This is a genomic window from Paenibacillus sp. J22R232 (assembly GCF_056269165.1).
Genome location: NZ_JBWDNK010000013.1, coordinates 131,209 through 151,370, shown reverse-complemented (window position 1 = coordinate 151,370; position 20,162 = coordinate 131,209). Strand labels below are relative to the sequence as shown.

Below are 20,162 nucleotides of genomic sequence, written 5' to 3'. Positions count from 1 at the left end.
ATGTTAGCGTTTTCACAAGCTCAAAAAAATAACAGGACTCAAAAAGCGATAAGCGTACGTGCAAAAAAACGTAATCTCACTACTTCTTTTCACCCTGCAATCATTTCCCGGAACACATTCTGTATGTGGACTTATCTTATCATACGAGTGTTGCAATAAAGTTCCAATGAGGCAGTCTTATCCTTTACGGGGGCAATATTAATTTGATGAAAACGATGTCCTTGTCATCCGCGGGTCGAAATGAAAACTGTCCAAAACTGGCTGTAGCCGGAAGTGGGCAGTTTTTGTGTTTAAGCGTGCAAGCGGCATGGACTTGGATGGTTGCTAGATCAGAATTTGGTGAATCTAACGGCTGCTATATTATACTATAAACAAGTATGCAAGCCGCTGTTACATAGAGGTTTATATTGACGAACTGGAATATTTTATGTTATATTCACGCGAGTAAAAGCGTCGAAATATGTAGGGGAGTTGGAAATTTTGAGAATTATGTCGAAGAAATCTAGTTCTAGGAGATTAAAATTAATTGTTTTAAGTTTATGTTTATTTGTACTTATTCTACCTACTACCGCAATAGGCAAATCAAACTTTGAAGGAGCGGAGAACATCGGATTAGGCGCTCAGCCTAATGCGATGGCTGTTGGTGATTTTAATAAGGATGGACTACCTGATCTAGCAACTGCGAATTCATATGAGAACCAGGTTTCCATTCTACTTAATGATCGTTCTGGTCTTTATCAAGAGAAACATTATCCGGTTGGTATGAAGCCTAGTGATGTAGCTGTTGGCGATCTGAATGGGGATAACATCGCAGATATTGTAACGGCTAACAGCGGGAATGGAGCTAGTGATATTCATTCTAGCACGGTTTCTGTACTGATAGGTCAAGCAGATGGGGAGTTTAAGTCCACGGTAAATTATAATGTCTATATCGACAGCTTCGACTACAGCACATTTACGCCTAGTTCAGTTACGATAGGGGATTTCAACAAAGATTCGTTTATCGATTTGGCTGTATCTAACCGTGACTCGCTTACAAATGAGCATCAGATTGTATTGTTGCTCGGTGAATCTCCACAATCGGATGGGACGCTCACATTTAGTGAGCCGTTCCCGATTCGAGTAGATTATGAGCCTAGCTCTATTACTGCCGGTGACATTAACGGGGATGGCAATTTAGATTTTATTATTACCCATAGTAATGAAGGGAAAGTTTCTATTTTAACTAATAATGGGAACTTATCGTCGATGTCAACTACTGAATATTCAATTGGGAACAACCCAAGAACATCTATTATTGGAGATATGAATGGGGATGGTCATGCGGATATCGTAGCGGTTACTACTGGAGATTCGGCTGGGATCTCTATTCTTCAAGGTGACGGACAAGGTTCATTTGCATCTGCCGCGAAATTTAAGGCTAGCTGTCCAAGTTCATACGTACCCGCTCTCGATGATCCATACTCGCTTGCTCTCGCTGATCTAGACGGTGATGGTGATCTTGATTTGGCCGTTGGTTGTTCGGAGGCAACTCAAGTATCCATTTTATTAAATGATAGTGCAGGATCCGTGCTATCCTTGCAAGCCGCAGATCGATATGCTGTACAAGGTTCTTACTCGCAGGTCGTTATTGCTGATTTCAATTCGGATCTTAAATTGGACGTGGTCGCCGCGAATTATGATGAATTTGGTAATAATATTAATTTTTCTTCCGTTTTATTAGGTAGAGGAGACGGAACGCTGCTTGCATCCGTTAATTATGAGGTTAACGGCAGTCAACCCTCGTCAGTTACAAGTTTCGACTTTGACGGAGATGGGAAGTTGGATATCGCAACGGCAAATTTTAATTCTAATAATGTGTCCATCATGCGTGGTAATGGAAAAGGTCAGTTTGCAGCCGCTATTCATTATGAGGTTGGGAGCAAGCCCGTTCAACTGTTGTCAGTTGACCTTAACCTCGATGGCAAACAAGATCTGGTCATTGCTAATTCCGGTGATAATACCATAACAAGGTTATTAAACGATGGGACAGGATCATTTATTAGCAAAAGTGTTGTATCCAGCACCGTAGCCGGTTCTAATGCTAGAACAATTGCTGTTGCTGATTTTAATGGAGACAATACTCCCGATCTAGCTGTAGCCCATACAGGATCAAACCATCTAAGCGTGTTGCTTGGAGACGGCAATGGGGAATTTCAGCTAGAAGATCATCCCGTTGATAATCGAATCGCTTCACCCAATTCCATCGTTTCCGGTCATTTTAATGATGATGGCATGATCGATCTGGCTATAGCTAACAAGGGAACGAAGAACGTATATATTCTGAATGGACAAGGGGATGGGACGTTTACCGCTGGTGACGAATATGGGGGCATCTACGAACCAAGCGCGCTTGCTTCAGGTGATTTTAACCGTGATGGATGGGCTGATATAGCGGTTGCTATTAATGGTCCATCAGAATATTCACTTCATATTCTCTTTGGGGATCAAACGGGCACATTTCGCGAGGAAACGATTTCGACATTTTCGAATCAGGTTTTTTCGCTAGCAGTTGGTGATTTTAACGGTGATGGGAAGTTGGATATTGCAGTTCCTGCTTTATTACGGTCACTGTCTGTATTTATGGGCGATGGCACGGGCACTTTTAGCTTGGAAAATAGTTATAATACCGATGTCATGCCTCGGTCGGTTGCGGCTGGCGATTTCAATAACGATGGTAAAGATGATCTAGCTACGGCAAACTACTATGCCGACAATGTCACGATTATCAAAAGCTTCGTTCCTAAAGTTACGGAAAGTGGACCACCAGCCACACAACCAGTTAATACAAATCCAGATACCTCCATTATATTGGATGGTGTAAAGCTAGATAAAATAGCGACGTTAAAAGAAATTGTTGTAGGTGGACAATCGACGACGATTGTATCCCTTGATACCGAGAAATTGATTGCCGTGCTGGAAGGTAAGAACAGTCAAACACTCATTATTCCAGTCACTTCCAAATCAGATGTAATCCAGACAGAATTGAACGGTAAAATCATTAAATCATTGGATAAAACAGATACCGTTATTAAAATTGACACCAAAGATGCTATTTATACCATTCAATCGAATCAGCTATTGATTGATCAAATCGCGTCTCAGTTTGGCAATAACGTAAAGCCAGAAGAGATTACGCTAAGCATTCGTATGGGAAAAGCTTCTGCCGAAAGTAAACAGTTGGTTGCAACTGCCGCTGCAAACCAAGATGTGAGTTTGGCTGCTCCAGCGATTAATTTTGAAATTATTGCTACGTATGGAGACCGTACCCTTAAGATCGATCGATTCGATCGTTATGTGTCACGTGAGATTGTACTGCCGAATTTAACCGATCCGACTCAAATAACAACTGGCGTCGTATTAAATGAAGATGGAACGATATCCCACATTCCAACGAATATCTTTACAAAAGACGGCAAACTACATGCCGTCATGAATAGCTTAACGAATAGTACCTATTCGATTATCTGGAATTCGAAGAAATTCGCCGACGTACAAGGACATTGGAGTCAAAATGATGTCAATAACATGGCTTCGCGCCTCATTATCAATGGTGTTACAGCAACAACCTTTCAACCTGATCAAGATATCACCCGTGCAGAGTTTCTCGCGATTGTGGTTAGAGCATTGGGCTTGAAGCCAGTTGGGCAAATCAACTTGCCACTAGATGTAAAGTCCTCGGATTGGTATGCATCTGTTGTACAAGCGGCTTTAACGTATCAACTTGTTCAAGGTTTTGAGGATCATACAATTAGGCCTAATCAGACGATCACAAGGCAAGAAGCCGCTGTCATCTTATCTAGAGCGATGGCGATCACTTCGCTTGCGTCGACCGTGACGGATTCCGAAGCGGATCAAGCATTAATTTCGTTTGAGGACAGTCAACAAGTTGCTGGTTGGGCGAAGAAAGCCGTCGCACTTATGGTCATGAACAATATCATGCAAGGCGATAATCAACATCTAACAGCAGCAACTCACCTATCACGTGCGCAAACTGCTGCTATTGTAACAAGATTCTTACAGCAAGCAGATTTGATTAATAAGTAATCGCATAATGATAGACGCGGACTATTCCCCGGCTTTTATTGGAACGGCGAAACGCCTTCTGAAGACATTCAACTAACAAAGAGAATCTGCCCAAACCTGGCTGTGACAGGGATGGGCAGTTTTTCTTTGTTATGGCTGAAACGGCTGATCTCATCTGCACTAGAGATCGTCATACTCTCATTGTTCCGTACTCTATGCACGTAACGGCAGGCTACCCGTAAGAATTTGCCATGCTTGTCCGCTTCCGATTTCCTGCGAGCGGAACGCCTTAATTTGGTTCGATCTCGGCCAAGCCAACAATAAAAAAGCAACCCTGCCGGGTTGCTTGAGTGTTTAATTTGGTGGAGACTAGCGGGATCGAACCGCTGACCTCTTGCATGCCATGCAAGCGCTCTCCCAGCTGAGCTAAGCCCCCAGAATCAATCTAATGCTGGTATTTTCATCTTCTGAGCAGTAAAGCATTTCCTCTTATTTGCGCAAATGACGACAAGATTGATCTTAGCATATGGTGCTAAGATCTGTCAATCTTTATCTATCATGCTGTTGAGCGGATGCTTGGATAACAGGTTATTAAGCTCCTTCATGAACATATCGATATCCTTGAATTGACGATAAACGGACGCAAAGCGGACGTAAGCTACCTCATCCACCGGATACAGCTCATTCATGACGATGGCTCCTATGTCGCTGCTGTCGACCTCAGCATGTGCCGTGGTGCGAAGCTCCTTCTCTACCTCAGATACGATAACCTCGAGACGCTCAACAGGTACGGGCCGCTTCTCGCAGGCTCGGATGAGACCGCGCAAAATTTTGTCGCGGCTGAACTCTTCACGGCTACCATCCTTCTTGATGACAATAAGAGGCGTTTCTTCAATCATTTCGAAAGTTGTGAATCGGCGGCTGCACTTCTCACACTCGCGTCGACGGCGGATTGATTTGTTCTCGTTGGCTGGCCTGGAGTCTAATACTTTCGTTCCGGCATAGTCGCAGTATGGGCATTTCATAACGGATATTGCCTCCTTTCCTGTTCGCGGAATGCCTTATAAATCGGCTATTCAAAAAAAATTTTAATTTCCATGTAATTCCTGTAATGAAGTTTCGATTTTTGCACATAATACTTTTACCAACCGCAAGGAGGTGAACATACATGAGCGCATCCCGCAGCAGTAACCAATTGGTAGTGCCACAAGCGACAGCTGCCCTTGATCAAATGAAATATGAAGTTGCTCAAGAGCTAGGCATCGCAATTCCGCAAGACGGATACTACGGCAACATGGCTACAAAAGACGCAGGCTCCATCGGGGGATACATTACCCGCCGCCTAGTGCAAATTGCCGAGCAATCCCTTGCTGGTCAATACAAATAATGATTCATTAAAAGTTGTATGAATAACGGAAGCTTTGGCTGGGCCCGTCCATGAAGAGGCGGGCCACCAAGGCTTCATTGTATTTTCGATTTGGCAATTGCTCGATTGGATTAAAAGCTAGGATATAAATCCTTATACTTATTATAATAATAAATAACCCGCTGTACATAGTACCTCGTCTCGCCGAATGGGATTTCCTTTACCTTTTCCATCGATCCATCCCACACGCCCGTATCCAGCCATTTCCGAACATTGCCCGGCCCAGCATTATACGCAGCGACGGTAGCGACCATATTCTCATCAAACTGCTGGTTCAACGACTTCAAATACCAAGATCCAACCTCAATGCTGACATCCGCGCGATGCCGAAGCGTATCCTCCGTAACATCCTGAAAGCCAGCCTTTTTCACGACCCACTCTGCCGTATCCGGCATAATTTGCATCAAGCCCAAAGCGCCTTTTTTTGAATCCTTGCCTGTCTGGTAATTCGTTTCACTGCGTATAATCGCGGCAACCAAATGAGGTTCAACCTCGTAATTGGATGCGCTGGCCCGAATATCGTCTTTGTATTTCACCGGATACATCAACGTGGCCAGCCAGTCCGATTTCAAAAACATAATCGTCAGCAGCCCCAGCAACAATACCAGAAGCACTCTTTTCTTCAGCAGCACTCTCATAGCAAGCACTGACTTTCCCAGAATGCATCCAGCTGGCGTTTCGTTTCGTCAAGCGATCCGCTGTTGTCAATGACAAAGTCAGCTAGCGCACGTTTCTGTTCAATATCCATCTGCAGCGCTATCCGGCGAACGGCTTCTTCTTCCGTTACTTGATTCCGCGCCATTAATCGAACCTTCTGCAGCTCAGCAGGCACGTAGACGACCATTATGCCATCATACAGCTCTTCCTGCTTGGTTTCGTACAACAGCGGCACGTCAGCTATGATCAGCCGGTTCGGAAATTGTTCCGCGTAGGTATGTATAGTCGCCTGCATGCTTGCGCGAATCGCCGGGTGCGTAATGGCTTCAAGCTTCTTCAGCATGCTTTTATCCTGAAAAACGATAGCTCCAAGCTCCTTGCGGTTAAGAGAGCCGTCGCTTTCAATAACAGCTTGTCCAAACGTAGAGGCAATTGCCTCCAGTGCCGGCTGGCCCGGAAGCACGACCTCTCTTGCGACTTGATCGGCATCGACCAGCAGCGCACCGCGTTCCACCAGCATGTTGGCGATAGTGCTCTTACCGCTGGCAATACCGCCGGTTAATCCGATTCTCATCCATTTCACCTCTAATTATAACAGCTTCATGATTCCCATCATGATCAATAATATGCCTGGAAGCAAAGATAATGTTTGCATGCCTCTCCAGCCCGAGAAGCGAAAGCCGAAACGCATGCCCCCTATCAAGAAGATGGCACTTGCAGCCGCGATCGTCAAAGCCGTCAGCAAGGAAGGCAAACCGATCAATGCTGCTCCAAGACCGGCACCGAATGCATCAAGCGACAACGCCACGCCAAGCATGACCGCTTCCGATGCGGAGATCGTTCCGGATTTGTCGACATCGGCAGCTTGCGGCGTTCTTAGAATCTGAATGACCAGACCCAGCCGCTTCAGCTCAACCATGACAACTAGGGCAGCGCTCGCGATCTCGCCCGCATGGGCATGCGGACTGCCTTCAGCCGCCGCTGCACTCTCAAGCCGCGAAGCATCCTCGGAATCGCCCGGCTCGTCAGCATGCTTTCCTTTTCTAAGCTGCAGCAGCGCCCAGCCTCCGATGAGAATGAGCACGCAGGCACCAATGAGCCGCGCAGCGAATTCGGACAGAAAACTGGTCAGCAGGCCGCCAACCTGCATGGATAAATAAATAATCAAACCCGAGCAGCAAGCAATGATAAGTACCGACAGCATTGGGATGCGAATTCTCCGCAAGCCGTACGTAACGCCAACACCGAATCCATCCAAGCTAACGGCAAAAGCAAGCACTAACAATGAAGCAACATGCGCGAACAATCGTAAAGTCCCTCCCCGCACGGCGAATATCCGGCTCACTCAGATGCTGTGAGTAGTCATTCGCCTATTGTTCGTAACACATCTATCATATGCGGGGAGTATTTGTCTGTGCTTGTCGATCCAAAAAGCTACTTTGCCTTGGCCTGTCCTGCTTCCTCCAATGTCTGGCATTTACTGCAAATATGCGTGCCTCTTCCGCCAACGACGAATTTATGAATCGGTCTCGAGCAGTTCGGGCATGGCTCATCCTTCTTGCCGTAGACGAGCAGTTGATGCTGGAACATCCCCATCTCACCTTGCCCGTTCACGTAAGACTTGATCGATGAACCGCCTGCTTCTACCGCATGCGCAAGCGTCGACCTTATTGCCTCGTACAACCGTTTCCACTCTGCCGGCTTCAGTGAACCGGGGGAACGCTCTGGATGAATGCGAGCCTGAAACAGCGCTTCATCCACATAAATGTTGCCAAGTCCGACAATATGCTCTTGATTGAGCAGCAGAGGCTTAATTTTCGTTGCCCGCTTCTCCAGCTTGCTTCGCAGCAATTCAACGGTAAAGTCCGGCTCAAGCGGCTCTATCCCCAGCTTGTTCAGCGGCGGCAGCTCCAGCTCCTGCCCTGCTGCGAACAGATGCATCGTGCCGAATTGTCGCACGTCCTTGTAGCGGAGATCCGTACCGTCCTCGAAATGGAATATCACATGCGTATGCAGCTCGATCGGCTCATCCGAAGGGAACACGCCATAGCGGCCTTCCATGCGCAAATGCGAGACCAGGACGAGACCGTCCAGGATGATCCGCAGAAATTTGCCGCGGCGCTCAACGGTTTGGATCGTATGTCCGGCCAAAGCATCTGCGAACTGCTCGGGCTCAGCAGGGCGCTGTATAATACGCGGGAGTTTAACCGTAACGGACTGGATTCGTTTTCCCGCGACAAGTTCGATCAATGTTCTTCTAACGGTTTCTACCTCTGGCAATTCAGGCATTTTCTCCTCACCTCAACAACCATTATACCCGAAACAGCGCGCCAGCGGGTTACTTTGCTTCATACCAATTGTCACCGAAACTCATATCGGCCTTAAGCGGAACGTCCAGCTTAAGCGCGCCAGCCATGACTTCCGGCACCAGCGTCTTCATCAGCTCCAGCTCCTCCTGCGGCACTTCGAATACGAGCTCATCGTGTACCTGCAGCAGCATGCGGCTCTTCAGCTTGCGCTCGCGCAGTGTCGCGTCCATATGCACCATCGCCAGCTTGATAATATCGGCTGCCGTACCCTGAATAGGCGTATTCATCGCCGTCCGCTCCGCAAAGGAACGAAGGTTGAAATTGGAAGCGTTAATGTCGTTCAGATAACGCCTGCGCTCCAGCAGCGTCGCCACGTAGCCGTCGCGCTTAGCTTGCTGCACGATATCATGCATATATTGGCGAACGCCTTTGAATACTTCTTTGTAATCCGCGATAAACTTTCCTGCCTCATTACGCGTAATGCCCAGATTCTGCGACAAGCCAAAATCGCTGATGCCATAGACGATACCGAAGTTAACCGCCTTCGCCGAGCGGCGCATATTGGAGTCCACCTCTTCCGCGGTTACGCCGAACACATCCATCGCCGTCTTCGTATGGATATCCATATCGTGTATGAAAGCTTCCTTCATGTTCTCGTCATCTGCAATGTGGGCAAGCACGCGTAGCTCAATCTGCGAATAGTCGGCTGCGACAATGGACCAGCCAGGCTCAGACGGGACGAATGCCTTGCGGATTTGGCGTCCTTCTTCCAAGCGGATCGGAATATTCTGCAGGTTCGGGAACTGGCTGCTTAGTCGGCCCGTAGCTGCAATCGTCTGGCGGTAATAGGTATGGATCTTGCCCGTTTCCTTGCGTACCTCCTTCAGCAGCCCTTCTACATAAGTGGACTGCAGCTTGGAGAGCTGGCGGTAATGCAGGATGAGCGGAATAATGTCATGATAAGGAGCAAGCTCCTCAAGCACCTCTGCATCCGTTGAATAGCCTGTTTTCGTCTTTTTCTTGGCGGGCAGTCCCAGCTTCTCGAACAAAACCTCGCCTAACTGCTTAGGTGAACCAATGTTGAATTCCATCCCGGCGAGCTTGTACACGTTGCTAATGATCGTCGTAAGCTGCCCCTCCAGGTTCCGGCCAAGCGCCTCCAGCTCCTCGGATTTCACCTTGATGCCCTGGAACTCCATACCGGCGAGTATACGGGACAAGGGATGCTCCATGTCAAAATAAAGCTTGCTCATTCCCGTATTGCCGAGCTCCTCGGTTAACAGCGGCACCAGCTTCCGAACCGCTTCCGCCTTCAGAGCCAAATGCCGGTATAACGTATCCGCATCCGGCACTTTGAACTTCGCGCCCTTCCCGTATACCGCTTCATCCGGCGGCAGCAGGGACAGTCCTTGCTTCTCGTTGATGCCGCTCAGCGTCTGGCTCGCTTCGGTTGGGTCAAGCAGGTATGCGGCGAGCTGGACGTCGAAGGCTGAGCCCTCGAAGACAATTCCGCTCCATTTGAGCGCAAGCTCCACCTTATGCAGGTCAAAGCCGTATTTGGGCTTGTCCGCTTGTTCCAGCCAGTCGCGCAGCTTAGCTGCAAAAGGTTGCTTTAACACCGAGTAAGGCATTGCGAATACGGCATCTTCCGCAGCAATTGCGAGACCGATCAGCTCAGCATGATGCGGGTTTTCGCCAATCGCTTCGATGTAGAGGCCGTTTTTATCTGTTTTGCCGAGTATGCCTACCAGTCGGTCAAGCGCGTCCTTATGCTCCTCGGATTCAATCACATGGATCGACAGGTCTGCCGCTGCGGCCTGCGCTTCTTCTTCCATATCGCCTGCTTCCGCCCCAAGCTGCAGCCGCTCAATCAATGACTTGAATTCGAGTTTGCGGAAAGCTTCGGCCAGCTTGGGCCCGTCATAACCCGCATAGCTGAGCTCGTCTATGCTTTTCTCGAACGGCACCTCGCGGAAGATCGTCGCCAGCTTCTTGCTCATCTCCGCATCGTCCTTATGCGTCTCGATGTTTTCCTTCAGTTTCCCCTTCAGCTTGTCCAGGTTGGCAAGGACATTCTCTACTGTGCCGTGCTCATGCAGCAGCTTCAGCGCCGTCTTCTCTCCAACGCCGGGTACGCCCGGGATATTATCGGAGACATCGCCCATCAGGCCCTTCAGATCGATAATCTGCATCGGCACCAGTCCGTATTTTTCTTGGATAGCTTCAGGCGTATACAGGTCAACCTCGCTGACACCTTTGCGCGTAACCGCGATCGTCACCTTATCGGAGGCAAGCTGCAGCATATCCTTGTCCCCGGTTACGACGAATGTCTCGACGCCTTTGTCGTCGGCAGCCTTCGTTAGCGTGCCGATAATGTCATCCGCCTCATATCCGGCCAGCTCGTACTGCGAAATATTAAAAGCGCCCAGCAGCTCTTTGAGCACGGGGAATTGCTCCGACAGCTCAGGCGGCGTCTTCTGCCTTCCGCCTTTGTATTCCGCATAGCCTTCGTGGCGGAACGTAACCTTTCCGGCATCGAACGCGACCAGCACATGCGTCGGTTTTTCCTGCTCCAGCAGCTTGAGCAGCATGGTCGTAAATCCGAATATCGCGTTCGTATGGCTGCCGGACGAATTCGTGAGCGGCGGAATCGCAAAAAACGCGCGGTATATGATACTATTTCCATCAATGAGCATCCATTTTTCCATAAGGAATCACACCTTCTTTATGTAGCTTTCATACGTTCCATTATAGCACAAAAACGGCTTTCCCCAAGCATCGCTGCCTAAGGAAAGCCTATCCTTAACGATTATAGCTTATTCGAATCGAACGGTGCTGGCCGTCCCAGCAAATAGCCCTGGGCATATTGGACACCCATTTCGCGAACCTTCGCCAGCTCCTCCTCCAGCTCGATTCCTTCGGCAATGACCGAAATGTCCATTTTGAGCGCAAGCTGAATCAATGTATTCAAGATATGCTCCTTCATCTCGTCGAGATGGATGTTCTGAACGATGGAGCGGTCGACCTTCAAATAGTCCGGACGCAGCTCCACGATTGACTGCAAAGAGGAATAACCCGCGCCAACGTCATCTATCGCGATTTGATAGCCCTGGCTTCGGTAATGCTCCAGCGCTTTTTTGACCGTTCCGAAATCCGCAATCGAATTCCGCTCCGTTATTTCGAATACGACATGATGCGGCGAAAGTTTATGCTGCTCGAGCAAGCTTAACGTTTGGCCCGGCGAGAAGCTGGGATCTTCCATAATTTGCGCCATCACATTGATGAACAGCTTCTGATCGGGCGCAAGCGGGATGCAGCCGTCTATCGCCTTCTCTCTAGCTAGCCGGTCCAAGCTGTACGTCAACCCTTCTTTCTCCGCGAACAGGAACAAATCCATCGGTCCTGCGAACCAAGAGCGGTCCTCCGTTCTCGTTAACGACTCATATCCGAATATTTTCCCTTGCTGCTGAAGCGATACGATCGGCTGATACACCGGATAAATCATCCGATCGTGAATGATCCGGTCGATTGCGCGCCGCTTCATGCTGCGCTCCATCGCATCCGCTGCTTGGCCGTGCAGGATCGCTTTTTTCATCACCTCATACCAGACCAATCCGTCAGCCGTATTCGTATCATTCGACGCAACGGCGACGCCGACATGCAGCCGTGCTTCCATGCTGTCCGAGGCTATTCTGTCCAACCCGTCGATAAAACGCTGCTCCCACTCCGTCGTATGCTTATGGGCAAGCTCAAGCAGCCAGCCCTCCAGCAGCTTCGCTTGGCCTGCCGGCAATCGCATATGTATGAAGAGATCCTCCTTCACCCATTGAAGCCCCTCATACAACAATGAACTGTTAAAAGCTTCCTCCGCCAAGCGCTCCGCGAATTCGCGCCACCGCTCATGCAACGAGGCAATGCTGTCCTTCTGATCGTCGGAGGAAAGCTGCCATGACAAATAGATTATGCCAAGATGGCCGGTGCTTTCGTTGTCCGCTCCGTTTAGCCGCCATATGTCCCGTACTTGTCTCAATTTCGGTTCCGTTCCTCTCCATGATGCATTCCTGAAATGTGATCCTTGACGCAGATGCTGCCCTTCAGCGCCTTCGCCTGCTTCTTCAGCATGGCCGCCCGTCTTGGAATTTCCTCCGTCGCTAGCGGCACCATGCCGTCCCACAGCATAAGTGACAAAGAGAGCGTCACTCCCTCCTGTTCAACGGGGTTTCCGTGACGGTCCTCTACGCTCGTGACCTCAACGCCGCCATAAAATGCTTTTATACCTTGATCGAATCGCTTAATCAGCGCCTCGCACAAGCTTTCGGCTAGTGATGACTTGGTTACCGCAATGAAATCATCCCCGCCGATATGACCGATAAAATCATCGCTTCCGCCGAGGAGATCAAGCTCCCTGCGCAATAACTCGCCCAAATAGCGTATTAAATTATCGCCCATCCCGAAGCCAAAACAATCGTTATACCATTTGAAATAATCCAAATCCGCATAAATGACTGCGAATGGCTCCTTTTCGCCGATTCGCCGGCTCAGCTCCAGCTGAATTTCTTCATTGCCTGGCAGGCCTGTGAGCGGATTAGCAGTGCGTGCCGCTTCCGTGCGGAGCGTTGTCATGCATTCCAGAATGGAACGGATGGAGGCCGCCCCTGCCATTTGACCGTCCTTCGTAATGAGCACGACATCGTACAGCTGCGAGAATTCACGCGCCATTGCAAGCTGCGATACATGCTCGACGGACAGCTGTTCATCCACGATAAGCGGCTGGTTATTCATGATTCGCTCTACAGGACGGTTCCAGTAAAGCGGAAGACCGAATTGACCGGCAAGCATCTGATGCAGCTTTTCCTTCATGAGTATGCCGATCGGCCTTCCTTGATCCACAATAACCGCGCCTTGCGCTTTCGCATTCGTATCAAATAAATAGGCGACCTCGGACACTCTGGCCCTGGCAGGAAAAACCGGGAACGGGACCGCCAACGTGCCGATCCGAACCGATCTTCCATGGCTACCCGTCAAATCCTGCTGGATGACCGTTTCACTTGCCGCAGCTGATAATCCGTAACCAGCTTGGCTCAGCACGCCAGCCGTGCCTGCTTCCTTGCGCTCCCTGCCAAGCGATACGTTATAAGCGCTGTGCTCCATCGCATCGAGCAGCATCCGGTATACAACCGCCTCCGAGGAGCGGCCTGTTGCAGGGGGGAATGCGGTAGACATGCCGATGCTCACCTCTACCTCATGCTCTGCTCCATGCTCCTTCTCCGGATTGGACACGGCTTTGCGAAGCTTCCCATACAGACGCTCAAGCGCCTTTTCGATCACCTTGATGATCGGCTCGTCCTTCTGCTTGCGGTCGATCAGAAAAAAGTAATCCCATTCCAGCCTTTGCCGCCAAAATAAAGCCGTTTCTTCGCTTTCCCACATCTGCAAAGCGTTCTCCGCCGCCGCGTTCCCTAGCCGAAACCGAACATAAATGACTCCTATGCCGCCTTCATGCCAGCGCTCTTTAATGCTACGGAGCATATCCCGATTGAATAACCCAACCCCGACTCCATTCATGCCATTCCCCTCGATCGAATTTCGTCTATTTCAATACCTTTGACCCTTACTTTACCAGTCGATTGTGAATAGAGATGCATAGATATGTTAATTTTCGGTAAAATTCGACACGATATAGTTCGAATGGCCTGAAAATATAAAAACCGTCCAAGCATGATTGCTTCGACGGTTTTTATAGAGGAACATTTTGCTACACGTTCAAATCCGGTCTATTGCCCGTAACGAGATATACGACGCTCTCGCCGATGTTCGTTGCATGGTCGCCGAACCGCTCCAAATAACGGCCAACGAAGCTCAGCAGCGAAGATTGCGTAATGTTTCGAGGATTCTCCATCATAAGGGAATATAGCTCGCGCGTAATTTGACCGTAAAGGGCATCGACCTGATCGTCGTCCTTCGCCATTTTGTACGCCAAATCCACGTTCTCCTGTATAAAGGACTGAATGGATTCATAGGTCATAAGCTGAACGATTTCCGCCATTCGGGGCAAATCAATCAATGGCTTAATGAGCTCCTGGCCCTCCAGACGAAGAACAACTTTGGCGATATCCACAGACAGATCACCCATCCGCTCCAAATCGCTTGCAATCTTGAACGCGGACAAAATACGGCGAAGGTCCTTAGCAACCGGCTGCTGCGTCGCGATAAGCTTCGAGCCGATTTCTGTAATCTTCTCTTCCATTTGGTTCAGCGACGGATCCTTCGCAATGACCTGCTTGGCACGGGAAACGTCAACCGATTTCAGCGCTTCCATTGACTCAACGAGCGCTTTTTCCACGAACGTACCCATGTCGATCAACAGGTTATGAAGATGCTCCAATCCCTGGTCAAACTCTTTGCGTGTGGTCATCACAACGGCATTCCTCCTACAAATTATGTTGCATTTATGGCTAACTACGGCTTAGCCGAAGCGACCGCTGATATAATCTTCCGTGCGCTGGTCCGTCGGATTGGAGAACAGCTTCTCCGTGTCCGAATATTCAATGACTTCCCCGTTCAGGAAGAACACGGTTTGGTTGGATACGCGGGCTGCCTGATGCATGTTGTGAGTAACCATCACGATCGTATATTTATCCTTCAGCTCCTGGGCAAGCTCCTCGATCTTGAGCGTGGAGATCGGGTCAAGCGCAGAAGTTGCCTCATCCATGAGCAGGATGTTCGGATTGACGGCAAGGGCGCGTGCGATGCAGAGACGCTGCTGCTGTCCGCCGGACAGACCGAAGGCTGAACGCTTCAAATGATCCTTGACTTCTTCCCAAAGCACGGCTGATTTCAAGCTCGTTTCCACGATTTCATCGAGCTCGCGCTTGCTTGTGATGCCGTGCAGGCGCGGTCCGTATGCCACGTTGTCGTAGATGGATTTCGGAAAAGGATTCGGCTGTTGGAACACCATTCCGACTTTTTTGCGAAGTGTCTCAACATCTACCTCATTCGAGTAGATCTCGGTCCCGCCGATAGCTATCCCGCCTTCGATGCGCGTGCCCGGGATCATGTCGTTCATCCGGTTGAGCGTACGAAGCAGCGTCGATTTGCCGCAGCCGGACGGTCCGATGAAAGCCGTAATGGCTTTCTCGGGAATCGTAAGCGATACATCCTTCAAAGCGTGGAAAGCGCCGTAAAATAAATTCAGCTTGTTAATGTTAATAAGTGCTTCCATGTCGTTTTCCTCCTAAAATGGTGTGCTTGTGCCGGCAGCGCCTTACACGTTCTTCTGGTATTTGTTGCGGAGCAGGATAGCCGAGAAGTTCATCAGCAGCAAGAGCGCGAGCAGCACGATAATACCGCTTGCCGCAAGCTCCTTGAATTCGAGCTGAGGCTTCGACAGCCAGTTATACACTTGAATCGGAATAACGGTAAAGGAATCCTTGAGACCGTCCGGCAAAAAGGCAACGTACGTAAGCGCGCCAATCATAACGAGCGGTGCCGTCTCGCCGATTGCCCGCGACATGGCAAGAATGACGCCAGTGAGCACGCCTGGAAGAGCCGATGGCATAACCGAACGGGAAACGGTTTGCCATTTGGTCGCGCCGAGCGCAAACGATGCATCGCGGCGCGATTTCGGAACGGCGCGAATCGCCTCCTGCGCCGAAACGATAATAATGGGAAGCACCAGCAGCGTCATCGTAAGCGCGCCAGCGATGAGGCTGCGGTCAAGCGACAGAAGCCGTACGAACAGGGTCAAGCCGAGAATGCCGTAGACAATGGATGGAACGCCCGCAAGCGTACTGATATTTAGCTGAATCATCCTTGTGATACGGCCTTTTTTTGCGTATTCCTCCAGGTAGATAGCCGCGCCAACACCGAAGATGAATGAAATCGGCGCCATGATTAGCAGCATATAGATCGTGCCGACGAGCGCCGACTTCATACCCGATCCTTCCGCTTTGCGGGAAGGGAAATTCGTGAACAGGTCTGGCTGCAGTCTGGAAATACCATCTATGAGTATGTCTACGATAAGTGCGCACAAGGCGAGTACGCCGATTGAGGTCGCTACGACGAATAGGATATGCAGCATCCAGTCCGTCCTCCGACGATTGGCGATTTGCTTGCGGTTCGCATCTTGGAATATGTTCATCTTAGTACTCCTCCCTGAATTTTCTTGCAATGTACTGGGCAAGAATATTGAGCAGGAATGTAATGACGAACAGCGTCATGCCGACCGCGAAGATCGATCCGTACTCAATCGTTCCGTGCGGCGTGTCTCCAAGGCTGACCTGAACAATGTAAGCGGTCATCGTCTGGATGCTGTCGAGCGGATTGGCGGTCATGTTAGGCGTTGAGCCCGCCGCAACCGTAACGATCATCGTCTCGCCGATTGCTCTTGAGAACGCAAGCACTGCAGATGCGACGATTCCTGAGAAAGCAGCTGGCACGACGATTTTCAAAGCAACTTCAAATCTTGTAGCGCCAAGGGCATACGCACCGTCACGCAAAGTACGCGGCACCGAAGACATCGCGTCCTCGCTGAGTGAGCAAACCATTGGAATGATCATGATACCAACTACGATTCCTGCGCTTAACGCGTTGAACACGCCGGCGCTGTTGAAGATGCTTTGAATAAGCGGCGTTATCAGGCTTAGGGCGAAATAACCGTATACGATCGTAGGTACGCCAGCCAGCACCTCTAGGATAGGCTTGACGATTTTACGGACCCGTTTGGGCGCGTATTCCGATAAGTAGATGGCACTGGCAAGGCCAAGCGGAATCGCGACTAAACAGGCAATGAACGTAATCATTAACGTGCCTGACAAGAGCGGCAGAACACCGAAGCTTTTGGGCGGGATTAACGGTGACCATTTGGTCCCAAACAAGAAATCAAAAATCGGTATTTTCTGAAAAAACTGATACGTTTCCGAGATGAGCGTGACGACGATGCCTATTGTAGTTAGAACGGATACGGAAGCACATAGGAACAATAGGATCGGCATCACTTTATTCATGATGCTAACGCGTTTATTTTTGAAGTCATAGGCTTCCTTGCTTAATGTTTGAGCTTTATTGACCGTTTGCAGCCCTTGCCTTGGCATTGCGGCGTCCTCCTTCTTGCCTTTACAATTCGTTTACATATGTGCCGTGAAAAATGTGATGTCCCTCGAGACACCACATTTTCATTTAGACACGTTTAATGATTATTGGATTTTTGCAGCTTCAGTTGCGTATTGTTCATCCGGAAGAGATACATAGCCAACTTCGCCTGCAAATTTCCCGATGTTGTTAATGTAGTATTTCGCGAACTCTTTCACTTCTGGACGCTCAAGCTCTTTGTTGCTTACATAGATGAAGAGTGGACGGGACAATGGAGCGTAGCTTCCATCTTTGATCGTGTCGTAAGTCGGTGCAATTGCGCCGCTGCCGCCGTCAACCGGAACGACTTTCAATTTGTCTTGGTTTTCTTCGAAGTAAGCGAAGCCGAAGTAGCCAATGCCGTATTTGCTGCCTGCTACGCCTTGAACTAGCGCGTTGTCATCTTCAGAGAAGCTGATTGCTTTATCGTTGCGAATGCCGGCTTTATCAAGAATGGCTTCATTGAAATAATCATAAGTACCGGAATCAGCGCCTGGGGAGAACATAACGATCGGCTCGGCAGGGAATGTGTCGCGAACGTCTTTCCAAGTAGCTACCGTGCTGCCTGTAACGAAAATTTTGTTAAGCTCTTCAACCGTCAAGTGGTCGATAAAATCATTGTCTTTGCTTACGACTACGGACAAGCCGTCAAATGCTACGGAAAGCTCGGTGTACTCGATGCCTGCATCTTTACAAGCCGTTGCTTCTTCTTCTTTGATTGTGCGGGAAGCATCTGCAATTGCGATTTCGCCTGCACAGAACTGTTTAAAGCCGCCGCCCGTACCGGATACGCCAACAGGTACGCGTACGTCTGTGTGCTCTTTGTTGAATTCTTCGGCTGCTGCTTCCGTAAGTGGGAACACGGTGCTTGATCCGTCGATTTTGATTTCGCCTGACAATTTCACTGCTTCTTCGGTTGGTGCGTTTGTAGCTGCATTGTTCGAAGCGCCTGTATTTTCTGAACCTGTATTTGCACCGTTTGTATTATTACCGCATGCAGCCGCAAATGCGAGCAGCACCACCATCGACAACATCAAGATCCCCTTAAAGCCTTTTTTCTTTAACAACTCTACCACTCCTCTTATTTTGTCTCTCAGGGTCATCCCCCGTGCCTCTTATACTACTAGCCGTTTGTAAACCTCGTATTCTGTTTTTGTAAACTCCATGTTAAAAATAAGATTGCTGCAGTTTTTCCATTTCGTCAGCTACATGAATCGCTTGCTGATGCGCCTGCTCGGACAATAAGCCGATTTGTTCGCTGCTTTTCCGGTTATCGGCAGCGGCGCGAAACAAGCGATTAAAGGCTTCGACCGCCTCGTTAACATGCGATTCGCTCGCTATCGTCTCGCTCCGTCCCGCATGTGCCAGCGCCGTCGTTTGCGAGATTGCTTCTACGACGGTTTTCGTTAAGGTCGTGATTTCATTCGCGAACTGCTTCGTTTGGCTGGCCAGCTTCATGACCTCGCCCGCGACTACCGCAAAGCCAAGCCCATGCTGGCCTGCCCGCGCTGCTTCTATAGAAGCATTAAGAGCAAGCAGATTGCTTTGCTCTGCGAGCTCCTTGATCTGAGAGGAAACCTTGCTGATCGAGCCGGCTTCCGACTGCAGGTCATTCATGCGTTTTTCCTGCTGCTGTGAATGGGTGGCAATCGCTCCAAAGGCTTGCGTCACCTTATCCAGCTCATTCTTCCCGGTAAGCGTCAGATCGACCATTTCTACCGAGAGCGACTCGCCTTGCGCGGTTGACGTACGAACGCTGCTTACCGCATGCTCTATATCCTTCACTCGCTTCTCAGCAGAGCGTATCGTATTTTTCTGGACGTCCACTGCCTCCTGCTGGAGCATTCTGGAGAGCTTCAACATATCGGATACGGTCAATACGCCTGCCAGTCCATTGTTGGCGGTAACGATCACGCAATCGTAGAGTACGCGGTCATCGCGGCTTAGCGCGCTATCGATTAGCTGCTGCGGTTCATCGTCATGATCGACGAACAGCGGCGCTGCGTCCATCAGCTTTGTAATCGGTTTGTCATCATAAAGATCGGCGCTAAAACGATGGCCCAGCTTCAAGAAAAAGTGATTGCGCATCATTAACCCGATCGGAGCCCCTTGCTCGTTCGTTACAATGATGCATTCGCTTTCCGGATGCTTCTTGAACACCGATATCGTTTCTCGGCAGGTTCGCTCTGCGCTTATCGTCGGTGCTTGGCGCAAGAAATCCGTCAAACGCACCGCTTGCGAGACTGGCTGCTTTGCGGCTGGCCATTCCTTCGCTTCCTTCTTTGTTTTCTTATCCGCCTCTTGCTTCTCTGCTTCATTGTGCTTCTGAGCTTGTCCGGCAACTTTATGTAGCTCCTGTGTTTGCTCGGCAGCCGCTTGCTGCTCCTGATGTCCGTTAAGTGGTGCGTTCGGATCAGTACCTTCATTTTGCTCGTTAACAGAACGGTTTTCTTTCTCCAGAACAGTCGATGTCACTCGCCATCACCCTTCCTTCTATTTCCTTCTGAACTCACTATAGGTCGCAAGCATCAACAGCAATGTGCAGAAATGTTATCGGAATGTTAAATTCGACAGAT

16 protein-coding genes and 1 tRNA gene are annotated in these 20,162 nt (G+C 49.5%); 2 read left to right on the top strand and 15 right to left on the bottom strand.

Annotated elements, in window-relative coordinates; genetic code table 11:
- Positions 1–489: 489 nt before the first annotated feature.
- Positions 490–4,086 carry an FG-GAP-like repeat-containing protein gene (locus AC0YN3_RS26795; RefSeq protein ID WP_475777980.1) on the top strand — a complete coding sequence of 1,199 codons (3,597 nt, stop codon included), beginning with the start codon at positions 490–492 and terminating at the stop codon, positions 4,084–4,086.
- A 339-nt stretch (positions 4,087–4,425) separates the two neighbouring features.
- Here the strand turns inward: AC0YN3_RS26795 and AC0YN3_RS26790 are convergent.
- Positions 4,426–4,501: transfer RNA gene (locus AC0YN3_RS26790), tRNA-Ala, on the bottom strand.
- Positions 4,502–4,607: 106 nt separating this feature from the next.
- Positions 4,608–5,090, bottom strand: coding sequence for a transcriptional regulator NrdR (gene nrdR / locus AC0YN3_RS26785; RefSeq protein WP_183560458.1), 483 nt, complete (start codon positions 5,088–5,090; stop codon positions 4,608–4,610).
- Between the two features lie 143 nt (positions 5,091–5,233).
- Here nrdR and AC0YN3_RS26780 point away from each other — a divergent pair, with 143 nt between their 5' ends.
- The gene (locus tag AC0YN3_RS26780) at positions 5,234–5,452 is read left to right on the top strand and encodes an alpha/beta-type small acid-soluble spore protein (protein ID WP_053377233.1); all 219 of its coding nucleotides are present in this window, start codon (positions 5,234–5,236) and stop codon (positions 5,450–5,452) included.
- A 110-nt stretch (positions 5,453–5,562) separates the two neighbouring features.
- Here the strand turns inward: AC0YN3_RS26780 and AC0YN3_RS26775 are convergent, their stop codons facing one another.
- The 13 genes from AC0YN3_RS26775 to AC0YN3_RS26715 all read right to left on the bottom strand — a co-directional run bounded on the left by AC0YN3_RS26775 (position 5,563) and on the right by AC0YN3_RS26715 (position 20,061).
- Positions 5,563–6,129 (bottom strand): lytic transglycosylase domain-containing protein, encoded by a 567-nt coding sequence (locus AC0YN3_RS26775; RefSeq protein WP_475777979.1) that lies wholly within the window; start codon positions 6,127–6,129, stop codon positions 5,563–5,565.
- The gene (gene coaE / locus AC0YN3_RS26770) at positions 6,126–6,722 is read right to left on the bottom strand and encodes a dephospho-CoA kinase (protein WP_475777963.1); all 597 of its coding nucleotides are present in this window, start codon (positions 6,720–6,722) and stop codon (positions 6,126–6,128) included. Before coaE ends, AC0YN3_RS26775 begins: the two co-directional genes overlap by 4 nt.
- A gap of 15 nt (positions 6,723–6,737) precedes the next feature.
- Entirely contained in the window at positions 6,738–7,454 is a 717-nt protein-coding gene (locus AC0YN3_RS26765; RefSeq protein WP_475777962.1) for an MntP/YtaF family protein, read from the bottom strand.
- 128 nt (positions 7,455–7,582) lie between these two features.
- Positions 7,583–8,437, bottom strand: coding sequence for a DNA-formamidopyrimidine glycosylase (gene mutM, locus AC0YN3_RS26760; RefSeq protein ID WP_475777961.1), 855 nt, complete (start codon positions 8,435–8,437; stop codon positions 7,583–7,585).
- Between the two features lie 49 nt (positions 8,438–8,486).
- Positions 8,487–11,165, bottom strand: a complete 2,679-nt coding sequence (gene polA, locus AC0YN3_RS26755; protein WP_475777960.1) for a DNA polymerase I — start codon at positions 11,163–11,165, stop codon at positions 8,487–8,489.
- Between the two features lie 101 nt (positions 11,166–11,266).
- Positions 11,267–12,487 (bottom strand): EAL domain-containing protein, encoded by a 1,221-nt coding sequence (locus AC0YN3_RS26750; protein ID WP_475777959.1) that lies wholly within the window; start codon positions 12,485–12,487, stop codon positions 11,267–11,269.
- A complete protein-coding gene (locus AC0YN3_RS26745; protein ID WP_475777958.1) occupies positions 12,484–14,022 on the bottom strand; it encodes a GGDEF domain-containing protein in 1,539 nt (512 codons plus the stop codon). Before AC0YN3_RS26745 ends, AC0YN3_RS26750 begins: the two co-directional genes overlap by 4 nt.
- A gap of 190 nt (positions 14,023–14,212) precedes the next feature.
- Complete coding sequence (gene phoU, locus AC0YN3_RS26740; RefSeq protein ID WP_183560561.1) at positions 14,213–14,872, bottom strand: phosphate signaling complex protein PhoU; 660 nt, start codon at positions 14,870–14,872, stop codon at positions 14,213–14,215.
- A 51-nt stretch (positions 14,873–14,923) separates the two neighbouring features.
- A complete protein-coding gene (gene pstB, locus AC0YN3_RS26735; protein ID WP_138755402.1) occupies positions 14,924–15,679 on the bottom strand; it encodes a phosphate ABC transporter ATP-binding protein PstB in 756 nt (251 codons plus the stop codon).
- Between the two features lie 42 nt (positions 15,680–15,721).
- A complete protein-coding gene (gene pstA, locus AC0YN3_RS26730) occupies positions 15,722–16,597 on the bottom strand; it encodes a phosphate ABC transporter permease PstA (protein WP_475777957.1) in 876 nt (291 codons plus the stop codon).
- Between the two features lies 1 nt (position 16,598).
- Entirely contained in the window at positions 16,599–17,462 is an 864-nt protein-coding gene (pstC, locus tag AC0YN3_RS26725) for a phosphate ABC transporter permease subunit PstC (RefSeq protein ID WP_246431658.1), read from the bottom strand.
- Between the two features lie 189 nt (positions 17,463–17,651).
- Positions 17,652–18,653 carry a PstS family phosphate ABC transporter substrate-binding protein gene (locus AC0YN3_RS26720; RefSeq protein WP_475777956.1) on the bottom strand — a complete coding sequence of 334 codons (1,002 nt, stop codon included), beginning with the start codon at positions 18,651–18,653 and terminating at the stop codon, positions 17,652–17,654.
- Positions 18,654–18,753: 100 nt separating this feature from the next.
- On the bottom strand, positions 18,754–20,061 hold the full coding sequence (locus AC0YN3_RS26715) for a methyl-accepting chemotaxis protein (RefSeq protein WP_475777955.1): 1,308 nt from the start codon (positions 20,059–20,061) through the stop codon (positions 18,754–18,756).
- Positions 20,062–20,162 lie beyond the last annotated feature (101 nt).

Excerpts from the sequence above, each read along its gene's own strand:
- polA (WP_475777960.1), bottom strand. The coding sequence starts at position 11,165 with ATGGAAAAATGGATGCTCATTGATGGAAATAGTATCATATACCGCGCG.
- pstB (WP_138755402.1), bottom strand. The coding sequence starts at position 15,679 with ATGGAAGCACTTATTAACATTAACAAGCTGAATTTATTTTACGGCGCT.
- pstA (WP_475777957.1), bottom strand. The coding sequence starts at position 16,597 with ATGAACATATTCCAAGATGCGAACCGCAAGCAAATCGCCAATCGTCGG.
- mutM (WP_475777961.1), bottom strand. The coding sequence starts at position 8,437 with ATGCCTGAATTGCCAGAGGTAGAAACCGTTAGAAGAACATTGATCGAA.
- coaE (WP_475777963.1), bottom strand. The coding sequence starts at position 6,722 with ATGAGAATCGGATTAACCGGCGGTATTGCCAGCGGTAAGAGCACTATC.
- AC0YN3_RS26795 (WP_475777980.1), top strand. The coding sequence starts at position 490 with ATGTCGAAGAAATCTAGTTCTAGGAGATTAAAATTAATTGTTTTAAGT.
- phoU (WP_183560561.1), bottom strand. The coding sequence starts at position 14,872 with ATGACCACACGCAAAGAGTTTGACCAGGGATTGGAGCATCTTCATAAC.
- AC0YN3_RS26780 (WP_053377233.1), top strand. The coding sequence starts at position 5,234 with ATGAGCGCATCCCGCAGCAGTAACCAATTGGTAGTGCCACAAGCGACA.
- pstC (WP_246431658.1), bottom strand. The coding sequence starts at position 17,462 with ATGAATAAAGTGATGCCGATCCTATTGTTCCTATGTGCTTCCGTATCC.
- nrdR (WP_183560458.1), bottom strand. The coding sequence starts at position 5,090 with ATGAAATGCCCATACTGCGACTATGCCGGAACGAAAGTATTAGACTCC.
- AC0YN3_RS26775 (WP_475777979.1), bottom strand. The coding sequence starts at position 6,129 with ATGAGAGTGCTGCTGAAGAAAAGAGTGCTTCTGGTATTGTTGCTGGGG.
- AC0YN3_RS26745 (WP_475777958.1), bottom strand. The coding sequence starts at position 14,022 with ATGAATGGAGTCGGGGTTGGGTTATTCAATCGGGATATGCTCCGTAGC.